This window comes from Stenotrophomonas sp. FSL W7-1447, from assembly GCF_037966425.1.
GTDB classification, from domain to species: Bacteria; Pseudomonadota; Gammaproteobacteria; order Xanthomonadales; family Xanthomonadaceae; genus Stenotrophomonas; species Stenotrophomonas pavanii.
The window spans coordinates 874165-890548 of record NZ_CP150199.1 but is presented as its reverse complement, the minus strand read 5'-3'; the positions used below and the strand labels follow the sequence as shown (position 1 = coordinate 890548).

The window sequence follows — 16384 nt, the reverse complement described above, 5'->3', positions numbered from 1 at the left end:
TTTCGCAGCATGGTGAATTTTTGTCCATCGCCAGAAACGCAGGCGCCCCGCACAAGGCGGGGCGTCCGGGGCCGATCCGATGCCGCTGGATCAGACGTTGAAGCGGAAGTGCAGGATGTCGCCTTCCTGCACGCGGTATTCCTTGCCTTCCAGGCGCAGGCGACCGGCTTCCTTGGCGCCGGCTTCGCCCTTGTACTTGATGAAGTCGTCATACGCGATGGTTTCGGCGCGGATGAAGCCCTTCTCGAAGTCGGTGTGGATGACGGCGGCAGCCTGCGGAGCGGTAGCGCCCTTGCGCACGGTCCACGCGCGGACTTCCTTCACGCCGGCAGTGAAATAGGTCTGCAGGCCGAGCAGGCTGTAGGCCGCGTTGATCACGCGGTTCAGGCCCGGCTCGCTCAGGCCCAGGTCGGCCAGGAAGGTATCGCGGTCTTCGTCGTCGAGCTGGGACAGCTCTTCTTCGATCGCGGCCGACACCGGCACCACCTGCGCGCCCTCGGCGGCGGCGTGCGCGCGCACGGCGTCCAGGTGCGGGTTGTTCTCGAAGCCGTCTTCCAGCACGTTGGCGATGTACATCACCGGCTTCAGGGTGAGCAGGAACAGGTCGCGCACCAGCGCCTTTTCCTCGTCGTCCAGTCCGGCCGAGCGACCGGCCTTGCCGTCGGACAGTGCCGCCTGCAGCTTGGCCAGCACCGGCTTGCGCGCCGCCGCATCCTTGTCGCCGCCCTTGGCCGCGCGCTCGGCACGGTTCAGCGCCTTCTCGACGCTGTCCAGGTCGGCCAACGCCAGCTCGGTGTCGATGGTTTCGATGTCCGAGATCGGGTCGACCTTGCCGGCCACGTGCACGATGTCACCATGCTCGAAGCAGCGCACCACGTGGGTGATGGCATCGACTTCGCGGATGTGCGCCAGGAACTTGTTGCCCAGGCCTTCACCGCTGGCGGCACCGGCGACCAGGCCGGCGATGTCGACGAACTCGACCGCGGTCGGGATGACCTTCTGCGGGTTGATGATGCCCGCCAGCTCGTTCAGGCGCGGATCCGGCACCGGCACGATGCCGACGTTCGGCTCGATGGTGCAGAACGGGAAGTTCGCCGCAGCGATGCCCGCCTTGGTCAGCGCATTGAACAGGGTCGACTTGCCGACGTTGGGCAGGCCGACGATGCCGCATTTGATACCCATGGGTGACAGCTCTCTGGGGTGAAAGTGATTGGGGAAACAGCGACGTGGGCGCTGCTTTTCCAATCATTCTCCGTACCGACCAGCGGTCGGTACCTACCGGTCTGGTTGACTCCATACCGACCAGCGGTCGGTACCTACCGGTCTGGTTGACTCCATACCGACCAGCGGTCGGTACCTACCGGTCTGGTTGACTCCGTACCGACCAGCGGTCGGTACCTACCGGTCGGGTTGACTCCGTACCGACCAGCGGTCGGTACCTACCGGTCTGGTTGACTCCATACCGACCAGCGGTCGGTACCTACCGGTCGGGTTGACTCCGTACCGACCAGCGGTCGGTACCTACCGGTCGGGTTGACTCCGTACCGACCAGCGGTCGGTACCTCCCGGTCTGGTTGACTCCGTACCGACCAGCGGTCGGTACCTACCGGCTATTTCGGGGTATGCAGCCGCTTCATCGCTTCGTTGAAATCGCCCTGCACCGCCAGCGGCAGCACGTCGATCGCATCGTCGATGGCGCGTGCGATCAGCACGTCATCCTCCTTGGACGGGCGGCCGAGCACCCAACCCACTACGCGGTCCTTGTGGCCGGGATGGCCGATGCCCACGCGCAGGCGATGGAACCTGCCGTGGCCCAGCAGGCGCATGGTGTCGCGCAGGCCGTTCTGGCCGCCGTGGCCACCGTCGAACTTCAGCCGCGCCGCACCGGGCGGCAGGTCCAGCTCGTCGTGGGCCAGCAGGGTTTCCTCCGGCTCGATCTTCCAGAACCGCTGCGCGGCGGTGACCGACTTGCCGCTGAGGTTCATGAAGGTGGCGGGCTTGAGCAGCCACACCGTCTGCCCGGCGATCTCGACCTTGGCGGTCTCACCGAACAGCTTGCTGTCCACATTCCATCGCGCACCGGCTTTTTCCGCCAGGGCCTCAACGAAATGAAACCCGGCATTGTGCCGGGTCCGGGCGTGTTCCGATCCGGGGTTGCCCAGACCGACGATCAGTCGCAGTCCTGCCATGGTTCCTTCCAGTACGGTGCCTGCCCGGAGGCAGGCACCGTAACGGTATTACTCGGCGGCAGCCGCTTCTTCGTCAGCCTCGTCGGCCTTGCCGGCCTTGGCGGTGACGATGGCGTCGTCGTGGTCCTTGCCCAGCGCCAGGGCCGGGATTTCCACGCCCTTCGGCAGCTTGATGTCGGACAGGTACACCACGTCACCGGCCTTCAGCTCGCCCAGGTCGACTTCGATCGACTCCGGCAGGTCCTTCGGCAGGCAGGTGATGGTCACTTCCTTCAGTTCGTGGGTGACCACGACGTCGGCAGCCTTGCCGGCCGGCGAGGTGTCTTCGTTGACAAAGTGCAGCGGGACCGAAGCGGTCAGGGCTTCGTTCTCGTTCACGCGCTGGAAGTCCAGGTGCATGATCAGCTGCTTGTACGGGTGGCGCTGCATGTCACGCAGCAGGACCTTCTGCACCTGGCCATCCAGGTTCAGGTCCAGGATCGAGGCATAGAACCACTCGTTCTGCTGGGCCAGCCAGATTTCGTTGTGGTCCAGGCTGATGGCGACCGGCTCGGCGTTGCCGCCGTACACGATGGCCGGGATCACACCGGCGTGACGCAGGCGGCGGCTCGCACCCTTACGCTGCAGTTCACGCTTGGTGACCTTGATTTCATGGGTCTTCGACATTTTCGACTACTCAGGTTGTTGCCGCGCCCTGCGGCGTGGCGGTTGAAGATGCTTCCGCGACCAGAAGCATCCGGGTATGCCCCCGCCGTTGCCGGCAGGGGCGAAAAACTCAGTCGACGTACAGCGAGCTGACCGACTCGCCGAAGGCGATGCGGCGCATCGTTTCGGCCAGCATTTCCGCCACGCTCAGCTGGCGGATCTTGCTGCACACGCGCGCCGCGTCCTTCAGCGGGATGGTGTCGGTCACCACCAGCTCGTCGAGCTGGGAATTGGTGATGTTGTCCACCGCCGGGCCCGACAGCACCGCGTGGGTGCAGTAGGCGGCGACCTTGAGCGCACCGCGCGCCTTCAGGGCAGCGGCAGCGGCGCACAGGGTGCCGGCGGTATCGACGATGTCATCGACCATCACGCAGGTCTTGCCTTCGACGTCACCGATGATGTTCATCACGGTGGAGACGTTGGCGCGCGGGCGGCGCTTGTCGATGATCGCCAGGTCGGCGTCATCCAGGCGCTTGGCCACCGCACGGGCTCGGACCACGCCGCCCACGTCCGGCGACACAACGATCAGGTTCTCGGTGCCGTAGGCGCGCCAGATGTCGGCCAGCAGCAGCGGCGAGGCGTACACGTTGTCGACCGGAATATCGAAGAAGCCCTGGATCTGGTCGGCGTGCAGGTCGACGGTCAGCACGCGATCAGCGCCAGCGGTGCTGAACATCTTGGCCGCCAGCTTGGCGGTGATCGGCACGCGCGAGGAACGCATGCGGCGATCCTGCCGCGAGTAGCCGAAGTACGGCACCACGGCGGTCACGCTGGCCACCGATGCGCGCTTGAGCGCGTCGATCAGCACCAGCAGTTCCATCAGGTTTTCCGCGCTCGGCGCGCAGGTCGGCTGGATCACGAACACGTCCTGCTTGCGGACGTTCTCCTCGATCTCCACCTGCACTTCACCATCGGAGAAGTGCGAGACCAGCGCCTTGCCCGGGCGAACCCCCAGTTCCTTGCAGATGTTCTGCGCCAGACGTTTGTTGGCGTTGCCGGAAAAGACCAGCAGGTTCGGGGACTCTTGCATCATGATTGTCTCGGGCGGGGACGAGTGGCGGGGATCCGGAGTCGGCAAGGACCCCGATGGACCCTTGCTGCTGACAACACCGCGGTTGTATCCACGTCCCGCGCGGGCGATGCGCTGGAAGGCGCGGACACAGCCGCTATTGGCAGGGGCGGTAGGATTCGAACCTACGAATGCCAGGATCAAAACCTGGTGCCTTGGGCCTCTTGGCGACGCCCCTGCATTGATAAATCAGTGTTGCTCGAGTGCATCCAGCAGTGGCGAACGCGCAACGCCCGCTGCCACCCTTGCCCGCAACTCCTTCGGCAACTTCGACCGTCCCTGCTCTGCGGCAGACTGCGATGCGAACTCGACGAAACAACCACTTCCCGAACCGGTCAGCCGCGCCGTGCCGATGCCGCTCAACGCAGCGAGCGCGGCCTCGACGGCAGGCTCACGGCGGCGCAGCACCGGTTCGAACGCGTTCCCGACCAGGGTCCCGGAAGCGAAGTCCTCTATTTTCGCCACTGGGCTGTCGCGCGTCAAATCCGGGTCTGCAAAGAGCACCGGCGTGGGAACATGAACGCCCGGTTCAACCACCACATACCAGGCCGGGGCCAGCGTGATCGGCTGCAGGCGCTCGCCCACCCCTTCGGCCCAGGCGTTGCGCCCGCGCACGAACACCGGCACGTCGGCGCCCAGGCGCAGGCCCAGCGCGGCCAGGGCATCTTCATCCAGGCCGGCACGCCAGAGCCGGTTCAGTACCACCAGCACGGTGGCCGCGTCGGACGAACCGCCGCCAAACCCACCACCGGCAGGAACGTGCTTTTCGACGATGATGTCAGCACCTTGCGCGACCTTCGCCGCTTCCTGGAGCACGCGCGCGGCCCGCACCGCGAGGTCATCGGCCTCGGCCACGCCGGCCAGGCCCTCGCCCTGCCGACGCACCTGGCCGTCTTCACGCAGGCGCAGGCCGATGCGGTCCCCCCAGTCCAGCAGGCGGAACACGGTCTGCAGCTCGTGGTAGCCGTCGGCCCGGCGGCCGGTGATGTGCAGGAACAGGTTCAGCTTGGCCGGGGCCGGCCACCAGGACCAGCCCGCGTCGTCGGCAGCCCCGCTCATGGCGTGCCCTGCCCCCACTGGTCCACCAGCAGGCGCACCTTGGCGTCGCCATTGCTGGCCTCGATCCGGCGTGGCAGCGCCGGGCGTCCGCTCTCAGCCGGGTACCAGTCCAGGTACTGCACCTGCCAGCCCATCTGCTGCATGCGGCGCGGCCGGCCGTCAGCGTCGCGCTCGACCGCCTCCGGACCGGCAGCGTCGCCGGCCACCAGGCCACGGATCCACTCCGGCAGCTGGTTGACCGGGATGTCCCAGCCGGTCGCCTCCAGCAGCAGCTGCTGGGCGTCCTCGCCATCACGCGGACCGCCAGACAGCCCTTCCAGGCGGCCGGCTTCGGAATGGGTGTCGCCGGTCAGCTTCCAGCTCTGCCGGGTCACCGGCGCGCTCAGTTCGACCACGTAGCGGCGGCCGTCCTGTTTCCAGTCAATGCGACCGCTGCCGCCGTCCTTGCCCTTGCTGACCGCGACCCGGCCCTGGAAGGCCCACTCCGGCTGCGCGTGCAGGGCCGCCACGCGGGCCGCTTCGGCCTGTGCCGCTTCGGCCGAAACCGTCTGGACCACCGCCGGTGGCGCGGTCTTCTGCGTACCCACGCTGGTACAGGCGGTCACCGCCAAGGTCGCAGCCGCCAGCAGCAGCGGACGGATCAGGGAAACACTCATGGATTGAATTTCTCGCGGGCGCGCAGCAGCGCGCGGTTTTCAGGGTCGAGCCTGGCCGCTTCCTCGAAGAAATGGCGGGCCTCGTCATGCTTGCCCAGCACCCACAGCACTTCACCGACATGGGCGGCGATCTCCGGGTCCTTGGCCAGGGTCCAGGCCCGGCGCAGCTGCACCAGTGCCTCTTCCTTGCGACCCAGGCGATACAGCACCCAGCCATAGCTGTCGACGATGGCGGCGTTGTCCGGCTCGGCCACGCGGGCGCGGTCGATCAGCTCCAGCGCCTCCTGCAGGCGGCCGGTACGGTCGGCCAGGGTGTAGCCCAGCGCGTTCAGCGCCGGCACGTTTTCCGGGTCGGTCACCAGGATCTTGCGCAGGTCGGCCTCGGCGCGCGGGATGTCGTCGCGGCGCTCCCAGGTGAGCGCACGTGCGTACAGCAGGCCGTTGTCATCCGGGTAGGCAGCCAGGCCGCGGGCCAGCGCATCCAGTTCACCGGCGCTGTCGTCGCCACGCTGGCGCAGTTCGGCTTCCAGCAGATAGGCGTCACGGCGCACATCGTCGTCGACCACCGCGTCGGACTGGATCGCGTGCACTTCATCCAGGGCCTGCGGCAGGCGCCCGGCCAGGGCCTGGGCGTTGGCCGCACGCAGGCGCGCCTCGCTCAGCTCATCACCGCCGGGTACGCTGTGGTACCACTGCACCGCTTCGGGGTAGCGCTTCAGGTACTCGGCGATCTTGCCCAGCAGCAGTCGCTGCGCCGGGTCCGGCTTGGCCGCCTGCCGCGACAGTTCGTTGTACAGGTTGGACAGCGCCGCCTTGTCGCCCTGCTTGGCCAGCAGCGAGGCGCGCATGCCCCAGGTCTGCACGTCCTGCGGGCCGAACGCCAGCACACGCTCGGCCGCAGCCGGCTGGCCGAGGCTGTCATAGGCGATGGCCACCGCGTTGCGCAGCTCGGGGTCCTGGCGGGTCTTCGGTTCGACGTCGTGCAGCAGCGACAGGGCCTTGTCGGTCTCGCCGGCCTGCTGCAGCTGGCTGGCACGCAACAGCGCCACACGCGGTTCTTCGGGGAAGCGCTTGACCACTTCATCGATCATGCGCCGCGCCAGTTCGGGCTTGTCCATGCGCAGGGCGAGACGGCCGAACTCCTGCCAGGCCTCGATCTTCGCTGGAATCGCATTGGCATCGACCAGCTCGCCCAGCACCTGCGCCGGCACCGCCGGGTCGCGGCCACCGCCGATGAGTGCGGCCAGGGCGAACTTCCAGCCGCGCTCGTCGGGGTCGGCCAGCAGGGCCTGCAACGCGCTGCGGGCCGCCTTCACATCGCCCTGGCGCATGGCCAGCGCACCGGCGGCGCTGCGCAGGGTCAACGAATCCGGCGCACGCTGCTGCCACAGGGCCAGGCCCTTGGCGGCACTGGCGTCATCGTTGGCCAGCATCGAAATACGGGTGGCGCGCTCGGCCAGCCCGGCATCGCCGTCGGTCTGCTGGGCCGCCTGCAGGTACCAGCGCGCGGCCTCGGCCAGCTTGCCGGCCTGCAGCGCGAACTCGCCGGCCATCACCGGTTCCAGCGCCAGTTCCTCAGTGGCCGGGCCCCGTACAGGCGCCTTGGCCGGCGCCGCCGCCATGGCCTGGGCGCAGGCCAGGGACAGCAGCAGAACACTGGGGATGCGAATCAATGCGGGCATCGTCGGCATCGGGGCCTTAAAATGTCGTCCAATGGCCAGCAGCTTATCGCAAGCAACTGAACAATGACCCTGTGGGTGCTCGGACTGAATCACCAGACCGCACCGGTGGAGCTGCGCGAGCGCGCGGCCTTCGCCGGTGAGGCGTTGCCGCGTGCGCTGGGTTCGCTGCGCGACACCCCGCAGATTGCCGAGGCGGTCCTGCTGTCCACCTGCAACCGCACCGAGCTGTACGCCGTGGCCGAGTCGGCGCAGGCGCTGGACCAGTGGCTGCACAGCCAGGCCGGCGACCTGCAGGGCTATCTGTACCAGCACGCCGATGCCGAAGCCGTGCGCCACCTGTTCCGGGTCGCCACCGGCCTGGACTCGATGGTGCTGGGCGAGCCGCAGATCCTCGGCCAGGTGAAGGAAGCCTGGTCGACGGCGCGCGACCACGGACTGCTCGGCCAACGCCTGGACCGCCTGTTCCAGCAGACCTTCTCGGTGGCCAAGCGTGCGCGCACCGATACCCAGATCGGCACCAACCCGGTGTCGGTGGCCTCGGCGGCCGTGCGCCTGGCACAGAACGCGTTCGCCCGGCTGGACGACTCCACCGTCCTGCTGGTCGGTGCCGGCGAGACCATCGAACTGGCTGCACGGCACCTGAGTGAAGGCAAGGTACGGCGGCTGCTGATCGCCAACCGCACCCTGGCCCACGCGCAGGAACTGGCCAGCCGCCATGGCGGCGTGGCGTTGCCGCTGACCGAACTGGATCGCCACCTCGGCGAGGCCGACATCGTGTTCTCGGCCACCGCCGCGCGCGAACCGGTGATCCATCGCGAGATGGTGGCCAAGGCCCTGCGCGCGCGCCGGCACAAGCCGATGCTGCTGTTCGACCTGGCCGTGCCGCGCGACATCGAAGCCGAGGTCGGCACGCTCAACGACGCCTTCCTCTACACCGTCGATGACCTGGAACGCGCGGTGGAAGACAACCGTCGTGGCCGCCGCGAGGCCGCTGCCGAGGCCGAGGCGATCATCGACCTGCAGGTGTCGCGTTTCATCGAAACCCAGCAGGCCAGCGCCCATCAGGCACCGCTGCGGCAGCTGCGCGCGTTTGGCGAAGCCACCCGCGCCGAGCTGCTGGAGCGTGCGCGCCAGCAGCTGGCCAACGGCAAGCCCGCCGACGAAGTGCTGGAACTGCTGGCCCATGGCCTGACCAATCGCCTGCTGCATCCGCCGACCGCCGCCCTGCGCGCGGCCGCGCTGAGCGGCGATGCCGACCTGACCCGCGCCGCCGAGCGCCTGTTCCCGGCCACGCCGGGTTACCGCCACCCACCCGTGAGACCCGATGACGCCGACCCTGCGCCGTAAGCTGGAAGCGCTGGCCGAGCGCCGCGAAGAACTGGAACGCCTGCTCGCCGAACCCGATGTGGTCGCCGACAACACCCGTTTCCGCGACCTTTCGCGCGAATTCGCCCAACTTGAACCGGTCGCCACTGCACTGGCCGATGAAGCCCGTGCCAAGGCCGACCTGGCCGCCGCCGAAGGCATGCGCGCCGACCCCGACCTGCGCGAGCTGGCCGAGGAGGAAATCGCCGCCGCGCAGGCGCGCCTGCAGGCACTGGAGCAGGAGCTTGCGCTGCTGCTGGTGCCGCGTGACCCGCGCGACGACGGCAACCTGTTCCTGGAAGTGCGCGCCGGCACCGGCGGCGATGAGGCGGCGATCTTCGCCGGCGACCTGTTCCGCATGTACGCCCGCTATGCCGAACGCCAGGGCTGGAAGGTCGAGATCGAATCGGACAGCCCGGGTGAGCATGGGGGCTACAAGGAAGTGGTGGCGCGCGTGGTCGGCCGCGGTGCGTTCTCGCGCCTGAAGTTCGAATCGGGCACGCATCGCGTGCAGCGCGTGCCGGCCACCGAATCACAGGGCCGCATCCACACCTCGGCGGCAACTGTGGCGATCATTCCCGAGGCCGACGAGGTCGATGACATCGTCATCAACCCGGCCGACCTGAAGGTGGATACGTTCCGCTCGTCCGGCGCCGGTGGCCAGCACGTCAACAAGACCGAATCGGCGATCCGCATCACCCACGTGCCGACCGGCGTGGTGGTGGAGTGCCAGACCGAGCGCAGCCAGCACGCCAACCGCGACAAGGCGATGAAGCGCCTGAAGGCGCAGCTGCTCGATGCCGAGCGCCAGCGCCAGGACGCCGCGCAGGCCGAATCGCGGCGCCTGCAGGTCGGCAGCGGCGACCGCAGCCAGCGCATCCGCACCTACAACTTCCCGCAGGGCCGGATCACCGACCATCGCGTGGAAGGCCTGACCCTGTACGACCTGCCCAACATCCTCGCCGGCGACCTCGACCCGCTGCTGCAGCGGCTCAGCCACGAACACCAGGTCGATGCCCTGGCCCAGCTGTCAGCGGGCTGAGCGCGATGTCGGCCTGGCAGCAGCGGCAGCACCTGCAGCAGGCGATCGCACGCCAGCCCGGTGACTTCGTCGCCTGGGTGATGCTGGCCGACCTGGAGCTGGAAGCCGGCGACATCGCCGCCGGCGAGCAGGCCGCACGACGTGCATTGCAGCTGCGCCCGAACCACCCCGAGGCACTGGCGCGCCTGGGCCGCGTGGCCTGGATGGCCGGCGCGCATGCCGACGCGGCGGCGCTGCTCGGCCAGGCCTCGGCATTGGCGCCGCAGCACCCGGGCATCGCGCTGTGGCTGGGCCATGCACTGGAAGATGCCGATGATGCCGAGGGCGCGGCAGCGGCCTATCGGCGCGCGCATGCGCTGATGCCCGACGAGCCCTACATCGCGGCCCAGCGCCTGGCCTGGCAGCGCCGCCTGTGTGACTGGCAGGACGTGGACGCGCTGTCCACGCAGGTACGCGCCGCGCTCGCTTCCGGGCAGGGTGCGGTGGAACCCTTCGCCTTCCTCAGCGAAGACGCCAGCGCCGCCGAGCAGCTGGCCTGTGCACGGGCGCGCGCCGCTGTCATCGCCGGCTCGGTGCGGCCCTTGCCAGCGGTGAAGATGCGCACGCGCGGCCCGTTGCGCGTCGGCTTCCTTTCCAATGGCTTCGGTGCCCATCCCACCGGGCTACTGACCGTGGCCCTGCTCGAACACCTGCGTCATGACCCGGCGCTGCAGCTGCACCTGTTCGCGCTGAACCGCGCCGATGGCAGCCGCATCCGCGACCGCCTGCAGGCCGCGACCCGCCTGCATGACGTGGCCGCGCTGCGGCATGCCGACATCGCGGCCCGCATCCGTGCGCAGGGCATCGACCTGCTGTTCGACCTGCGCGGCTGGGGTGGCGGTGGCACGCCCGAAGTGCTGGCCATGCGCCCGGCCCCGTTGCAGCTGAACTGGCTGGCCTACCCCGGCACCTCGGGCGCGCGGTGGCTGGACGCCGTGGTCGCCGATGAATTCGTGCTGCCGGCATCGCTGGAACCGCACTTCAGCGAACGCGTCCTGCGCCTGCAACGGGCCTTCCAGCCCTCGGACAACACCCGCGCGCTGGAGCCGTCCCCGTCCCGCGCCGAGTGCGGCCTGCCCGAACAGGGCGTGGTGTTCTGCTGCTTCAACAACAGCTACAAGCTCAACCCGCGCAGCATGGGCCGTGCGTTCGCCGTGCTGCAGGCGGTGCCGGGCAGCGTGCTGTGGCTGCTGTCCGGCCCGGGCCAGGCCGACGCCCGCCTGCGCGCTGCCGCGCAGGCGGCAGGCGTGGATCCGGCGCGCCTGGTGTTCATGGCCAAGCTGCCGCACCCGCAGTACCTGGCCCGGTATCAACTGGCCGACCTGTTCCTCGACACGCATCCGTACAACGCGCACACCACCGCTTCCGATGCGCTGTGGGCCGGCTGCCCGGTGCTGACCTGCCCGGGCGATACCTTCGCCGCGCGCGTGGCCGGCAGCCTCAACCATCATCTGGGTCTTTCGCGGATGAATGTTGTCGACGATGCGGCGTTCATCGCCGCCGCCAGCGCATTGGGCAACGACCCGTCGGCCCTGGCCGCGCTGCGCGCCGAGCTGGCGCAGGCGCGCGACCGCAGTGGCCTGTTCGACATGGCCGGGTTCGCCCGCGACCTGTCGGCGCTGCTGCAGCGACTGGCCGGCGAGCAGGGCTGGCAGGGCGTCGACATCGCCTGAGCCACCGCTGCGCTACGCTCGGGCTTCCTCCCCGCGTGGTGTGACGATGGCCAAGCTCAAGCGCAAGGACTACGACGAACTGCTGCTGCCGCTGCAGCTGGAACTGACCGCGATGGCGCGCTGGGTGCAGCACAGCGGGCAACGCCTGCTGGTGCTGTTCGAGGGACGGGATACGGCAGGCAAGGGCGGCGCGATCCAGGCCATCAGCCAGCATCTCAACCCGCGCCAATGCCGGGTGGTGGCGTTGCCCAAGCCTACCGACCGCGAAGCCACGCAGTGGTATTTCCAGCGCTATGCCTCGCATCTTCCCGCCGCCGGCGAGATCGTGCTGATGGACCGCAGCTGGTACAACCGCGCGGGCGTCGAGCGGGTGATGGGCTATTGCAGCGAAACCGAGTACCAGCAGTTCCTGCGCCAGGCACCGGTGTTCGAGCAGCTGCTGGTGGACGACGGCATCCTGCTGTTCAAGTACTGGCTGTGCGTGGACCAGGAGCAGCAGGAAAAGCGCTTCGCCGAGCGCCATCTCGATCCACTGAAGGGCTGGAAGCTGTCCCCGGTCGACCTGAAATCGCGCAGCAAGTACAGCGCCTATACCGAAGCCCGCGAGGCGATGCTGCGCGCGACGCATCGCGAGGCGGCGCCGTGGACGCTGGTGAATTTCAATGACCAGCGGCTGGGCCGGTTGACGCTGGTGCGCAACCTGCTGGACCGGTTGCCGGACACGCGGGTGGATGCGCCGTTGCCGGAGCTGCCGAAGCTGAAGGGCAAGCTGCATCGCGAGCACTACGATGTGCTGAAGCCGATCGAGGACTTCCCGGTCGAGGATTAGGGTGGGTCGGCAGGGCCTGCGGCCCTGCACCTGCGGTAGTGCCGGCCGCTGGCCGGCAGCAACAGCAACAGCCGAAGCAACAGCAACGGCGGGCTTCCTAAGGGATGGCGGGGTGAGTCCGGTTGCGGGGGACGCTGCAAGTACGTCCCTGTAAGCTCGGTCGCCGCATCCATGCGGCTCACGCCCCCGCAACCGGACCCACCCCGCCTTCGACAGATTCTTGCGAGCTGTCGGAATGGCATGGGGTCGGATCCGTTTTCCGCAGGAAAACGGATCCGACCCCAGATTGATTTCGATATCTGACAGAAATTCATCCACGCATGGCGTGGATCTACCCGATCGCGGAAAACTGTCAGAGGTGGGGCGGTGTCGGAGTGCGGGGTGTCAGCCGCATGGATGCGGCTGCCAAGCTTACAGGGACGTACTTGCAGCGTCCCCGCACTCCGACACCGCCCCGCCATCCCACGGATAGCCCGCTGTTGCTGTTGCTTCGGCTGTTGCTGTTGCTGCCGGCCAGCGGCCGGCACTACCGCGTCGGCGGGTGCAGGGCCGCAGGCCCTGCCGCCCAACCCCATTACTTGGCAGCAGCGATCTGCTTTTCGATGTCGGCGGCGGTCACCGGGCCAAGGAACGTATGCGCCAGCTTGCCCTGCGGGTCCAGCAGATGCGTCAGCGGCAGGCCGCGCGGTGTGGCGAAGTCCGCCGGCGGATCGAACGGATCCACGATGACGATCGGATAGGTCACCGGATGCTTGGCCAGGAACGACTGCATTTCCGGTGCCGCGATGTCCTCATAGGCCAGGCCGACCACTTCGATGTTGCTGCGCATCGCGTGCAACGCCGACAGCTCGGGCATCTCCTTGCGGCACGGTGCGCACCAGGTGGCCCAGAAGTTCACCACCACCCACTTCCCGCGACGCGCGGCCAAGTCGTAGTCGCTGCCGTCCACCGCCTTCATCTTCAGCGTCGGGAACTCGGCCGTGGTGCGCTCGGCCGGCGTCTCCTCCGCAGGTGCTGGGGCACTCGGGGTGGGCGCCTGCGCCGGCGGCTGGCTGCTGGCCGGCGCCGGTTCCTGGGCCGGCTTGCAGGCCGCCAGGGCCAGCATCAGGGCCACTGGAAGCAGCAGCGGCAACGGGGTCTTGCGGGTCATGGCATGTCTCCAGAATCGGTATAGATATCGCTGACCCGGCGCTTCAGGCGTTCGCGCAGGGGCAGCCGCAGATCGTCCAGCGCCGCCAACGCGGCACGGCCCAGGCTGTCGTCACGGTACGGCAGGTGCTGCTCGGCCACCGGGATGCGCAGCTGGGTGCATTCGTACAGATCGGCCAGGCTGACCTGGTCCAGGTCGCGTGACAGCAGCCACTCGCCGCGCTCATCGCGGCGCAGCAGGTCGATCTCCTGCAGGTTGCAGATCAGGTCCTGCAGCAGCGAATCGGTCAGCATCGGCTCCAGCCGCAGGATCTCGTCATCGGCCAGGCCTTTGCCCTTGGCCCGTGCATGCTGGAAGCGGCCAAGCAGGCGCAGCAGTCCATAGAACTCATAGCCCTGCGGCAGGCGCAGTTCCACCGGCTGGTAGCGGAAGGCGGCCATCGACGAAGCCAGCGACGCCCCCAGCAGCACCGCCACCCAGCACAGGTAGATCCACAGCAGCAGGATCGGCACGAACGCCACCGTGCCATACAGCTTCTGGTAGGACTGGAAGCTGCCCAGATAGGCACCGATGCCCCACTTCACCAGTTCCAGGATGACCGCCGCCAGGATCGCGCCGGGCACGGCATGCCGCCATTTCACCGTGTGGTGCGGCACCACCCGGAACATCAGCGTGATGCAGACGAACTCGATCAGGATCGGCGCCAGCCGCAGCGCCAGTTCGGCCAGCCACCGGCCCTCCTGGGTACCGAACAACGGCATGGCGAACACCCGCGCCGATACGGCCAGAGACGCAGCGGCAAGCATCGCGCCCAGGGTCAGCACGGTCCAGTAGACCAGGAAGCGGGTCAGCTTGGGCCGGGTCGAGCCGACCCGCCAGATCTGGTTGAAGGTCTCTTCCACGCTGTTGAGCGTGATCAGCAGCGATACCACCAGCGCGATGAAGCCGGCCGCCGTCAGCTGCCCGGCACTGGCCGAGAACTGCCGCAGGTAGCCTTCGGCGGCACGTGCCGCGGAGGGCACGAAGTTGGAGAACACGTAGTCGCTGAGCTGGTCGCTCCAGCGGTCGAAGACGGGGAAGGCCGACAGCACACCGAACACCACGATCGCCAGCGGCACCAGCGCGAACACCGTGGTGTACGCCAGCGCCGCCGCTGCCTGGAACAGGCGGTCGTCGAGGAAGCGGTGCCACAGGAAGCGGCCGAAGCTGATGGCCCGTGCGCGATCCCGCGCGCGCTCCATCCACAGGTTGAGCGTATCCAAAGGTTCCATCGGCGAAAGGGTACCCGATGCGGAATGCTCGCAGGATAGCCATACTGGTGGCCACACGACGAGGAGAAGCGGGCACGATGGGCGAGATTCTGGTGCTGTACTACAGCCGGGGCGGTTCGGTGGCACGGCTGGCGCGCCAGATCGCGCGGGGCATCGGCGAAGTGCCGGGCATGACCGCGCGCCTGCGCACGGTGCCGCCGGTGGCTGCCGTGACCCAGACCGCGCAGCCACCGGTACCCGACGATGGCGCGCCCTACGTGAGCGTGCAGGACCTGGCCGAATGCCAGGGCCTGCTGCTGGGCAGCCCTACCCGCTTCGGCAACATGGCCGCGCCGGTCAAGCACTTCCTGGACGGGCTGGGTGCCGAATGGGTCAACGGCACCCTGTCCGGCAAACCGGCGGGCGTGTTCACCTCCACCGCGTCAATGCACGGCGGGCAGGAGTCGACCCTGCTGTCGATGCAGGTGCCACTGCTGCACCACGGCTGCGTGATCGTCGGCATCCCGTTCACCGAGCCGGCGCTGAGCCATACCACCAGCGGCGGTACACCCTACGGCGCAAGCCATGTGGCCGGTGCCGCCGACGATCCGCAGCCGACCGACGACGAAGCGGTGCTGGCGCGCGCGCTGGGGCGCCGGGTGGCCGACATCGCGCAGCGGTTGGCCCGATGAGCCGGGCGCCGCGCACGGTGCTGCTGCTGGCCCTGATGGGGCTGGCCGCGCTGTTCGCCGGCTGGTTCATCAATGACAGGCACTGGCTGGCCACCCAGCTGGTGTTCACCTCCCCACCGCTGGCACTGGCCATCGCCGTGCGCCTGGGCTGGCGCAAGGCCGGCTTCTGGGCCTCGGTGCTGGCGCTGGGCTGGTTCAGCCACGGCGTGATGAGCGCCTGGAGCCACCCGGAAACACGCTGGCTGGCGCTGATCGAGATCGCGCTGGCGCTGCTGGTGATCTTCAGCGCCAGCCTGCCCGGCCTGCGCGCCCGCTTCGGCAAGCGGCGCTGACGCTGCGCGCGCAGGGCCTTATCATCTGCATTCCTGGCCCCGCGCCGCAGTCCCTGTCCTGGTTTCGCGCATGCACATGATGGAAGAGCTCCTGGTCGTCACCACCGGTGGCACGATCGACAAGATCTACTTCGACGACAAGTCGGACTACCAGATCGGCGATCCGCAGATCGGCATGATCCTGCGCGAGCTGGGCGTGACGTTCCGCTTCAACGTGATCCCGATCCTGCGCAAGGATTCGCTGCACATCAACGACGAGGACCGCGAGCTGATCCGTGCCACCATCGCCGCGCAGCCGACCCGGCACGTGCTGGTGACCCATGGCACCGACTCGATGGTGCAGACCGGCAAGGTGCTGGCGACGATCCCGGACAAGACCATCGTGATGACCGGCGCGCTGAGCCCGGCCCGCTTCCGCGGCTCGGATGCCGAGTTCAACATCGGCTGTGCGATCGGTGCGGTGCAGTCGCTGCCGAGCGGCGTGTACATCGCGATGAACGGGCGGATCTTCGACCCGCAGCACGTGCGCAAGAACGTGGCGGCCAACCGATTCGAGTCGGTCTGAGGAACAGGGCGCCGACCAGGGTCGGCATCCACCCAGGAAAAAACGCCCCGGCCGAAGCCAGGGCGTGCCCTTGGAGAGGGTCTTGGG

16 protein-coding genes and 1 tRNA gene are annotated in these 16384 nt (G+C 68.3%); 7 read left to right on the top strand and 10 right to left on the bottom strand.

Annotation, left to right across the window (positions count from 1 at the left end; all coding sequences use genetic code 11):
* Positions 1-90: 90 nt before the first annotated feature.
* The 8 genes from ychF to NSQ78_RS03985 form a co-directional block, all read right to left on the bottom strand.
* Positions 91-1182, bottom strand: a complete 1092-nt coding sequence (gene ychF, locus NSQ78_RS04020; RefSeq protein ID WP_049464661.1) for a redox-regulated ATPase YchF — start codon at positions 1180-1182, stop codon at positions 91-93.
* A gap of 428 nt (positions 1183-1610) precedes the next feature.
* On the bottom strand, positions 1611-2189 hold the full coding sequence (pth, locus tag NSQ78_RS04015; RefSeq protein WP_049468722.1) for an aminoacyl-tRNA hydrolase: 579 nt from the start codon (positions 2187-2189) through the stop codon (positions 1611-1613).
* A gap of 48 nt (positions 2190-2237) precedes the next feature.
* Positions 2238-2855, bottom strand: coding sequence for a 50S ribosomal protein L25/general stress protein Ctc (locus NSQ78_RS04010; protein ID WP_005408191.1), 618 nt, complete (start codon positions 2853-2855; stop codon positions 2238-2240).
* A 109-nt stretch (positions 2856-2964) separates the two neighbouring features.
* A complete protein-coding gene (locus NSQ78_RS04005) occupies positions 2965-3924 on the bottom strand; it encodes a ribose-phosphate diphosphokinase (protein ID WP_005415400.1) in 960 nt (319 codons plus the stop codon).
* Between the two features lie 140 nt (positions 3925-4064).
* Positions 4065-4141 (bottom strand) — tRNA-Gln (locus NSQ78_RS04000).
* Positions 4142-4152: 11 nt separating this feature from the next.
* Positions 4153-5022: a 4-(cytidine 5'-diphospho)-2-C-methyl-D-erythritol kinase gene (ispE, locus tag NSQ78_RS03995; protein ID WP_064237718.1), complete on the bottom strand. Its 870-nt coding sequence runs from the start codon at positions 5020-5022 to the stop codon at positions 4153-4155.
* The gene (lolB, locus tag NSQ78_RS03990) at positions 5019-5678 is read right to left on the bottom strand and encodes a lipoprotein insertase outer membrane protein LolB (protein ID WP_057493424.1); all 660 of its coding nucleotides are present in this window, start codon (positions 5676-5678) and stop codon (positions 5019-5021) included. The genes ispE and lolB overlap by 4 nt, the downstream gene beginning before the upstream one ends.
* Positions 5675-7360, bottom strand: coding sequence for a tetratricopeptide repeat protein (locus tag NSQ78_RS03985; protein ID WP_180995919.1), 1686 nt, complete (start codon positions 7358-7360; stop codon positions 5675-5677). Before NSQ78_RS03985 ends, lolB begins: the two co-directional genes overlap by 4 nt.
* Positions 7361-7423: 63 nt before the next feature.
* Here NSQ78_RS03985 and hemA point away from each other — a divergent pair, with 63 nt between their 5' ends.
* Genes hemA through ppk2 form a run of 4 tightly spaced genes read left to right on the top strand, consistent with a single transcriptional unit; the run spans position 7424 to position 12308 of the window.
* Positions 7424-8707, top strand: coding sequence for a glutamyl-tRNA reductase (gene hemA / locus NSQ78_RS03980; RefSeq protein WP_049468712.1), 1284 nt, complete (start codon positions 7424-7426; stop codon positions 8705-8707).
* Entirely contained in the window at positions 8685-9767 is a 1083-nt protein-coding gene (gene prfA / locus NSQ78_RS03975; RefSeq protein ID WP_049468710.1) for a peptide chain release factor 1, read from the top strand. The genes hemA and prfA overlap by 23 nt, the downstream gene beginning before the upstream one ends.
* A 5-nt stretch (positions 9768-9772) precedes the next feature.
* Entirely contained in the window at positions 9773-11479 is a 1707-nt protein-coding gene (locus NSQ78_RS03970) for a tetratricopeptide repeat protein (protein ID WP_064237717.1), read from the top strand.
* A 46-nt stretch (positions 11480-11525) separates the two neighbouring features.
* Positions 11526-12308, top strand: coding sequence for a polyphosphate kinase 2 (gene ppk2, locus NSQ78_RS03965; RefSeq protein ID WP_064237716.1), 783 nt, complete (start codon positions 11526-11528; stop codon positions 12306-12308).
* A gap of 574 nt (positions 12309-12882) precedes the next feature.
* Here ppk2 and NSQ78_RS03960 read toward each other — a convergent pair.
* Entirely contained in the window at positions 12883-13458 is a 576-nt protein-coding gene (locus NSQ78_RS03960; protein ID WP_064237715.1) for a TlpA disulfide reductase family protein, read from the bottom strand.
* On the bottom strand, positions 13455-14729 hold the full coding sequence (locus tag NSQ78_RS03955) for a YihY family inner membrane protein (protein WP_049465777.1): 1275 nt from the start codon (positions 14727-14729) through the stop codon (positions 13455-13457). The genes NSQ78_RS03960 and NSQ78_RS03955 overlap by 4 nt, the downstream gene beginning before the upstream one ends.
* Before the next feature lie 77 nt (positions 14730-14806).
* On the opposite strand from NSQ78_RS03955, the gene wrbA reads away from it, so the two are divergent.
* The 3 genes from wrbA (at position 14807) to NSQ78_RS03940 (ending at position 16297) form a co-directional block, all read left to right on the top strand.
* The gene (wrbA, locus tag NSQ78_RS03950) at positions 14807-15400 is read left to right on the top strand and encodes an NAD(P)H:quinone oxidoreductase (protein ID WP_049465775.1); all 594 of its coding nucleotides are present in this window, start codon (positions 14807-14809) and stop codon (positions 15398-15400) included.
* Positions 15397-15732 (top strand): DUF2069 domain-containing protein, encoded by a 336-nt coding sequence (locus NSQ78_RS03945; RefSeq protein ID WP_064237714.1) that lies wholly within the window; start codon positions 15397-15399, stop codon positions 15730-15732. Before wrbA ends, NSQ78_RS03945 begins: the two co-directional genes overlap by 4 nt.
* A 79-nt stretch (positions 15733-15811) precedes the next feature.
* The gene (locus tag NSQ78_RS03940) at positions 15812-16297 is read left to right on the top strand and encodes an asparaginase domain-containing protein (protein WP_010481766.1); all 486 of its coding nucleotides are present in this window, start codon (positions 15812-15814) and stop codon (positions 16295-16297) included.
* Positions 16298-16384: the final 87 nt, after the last annotated feature.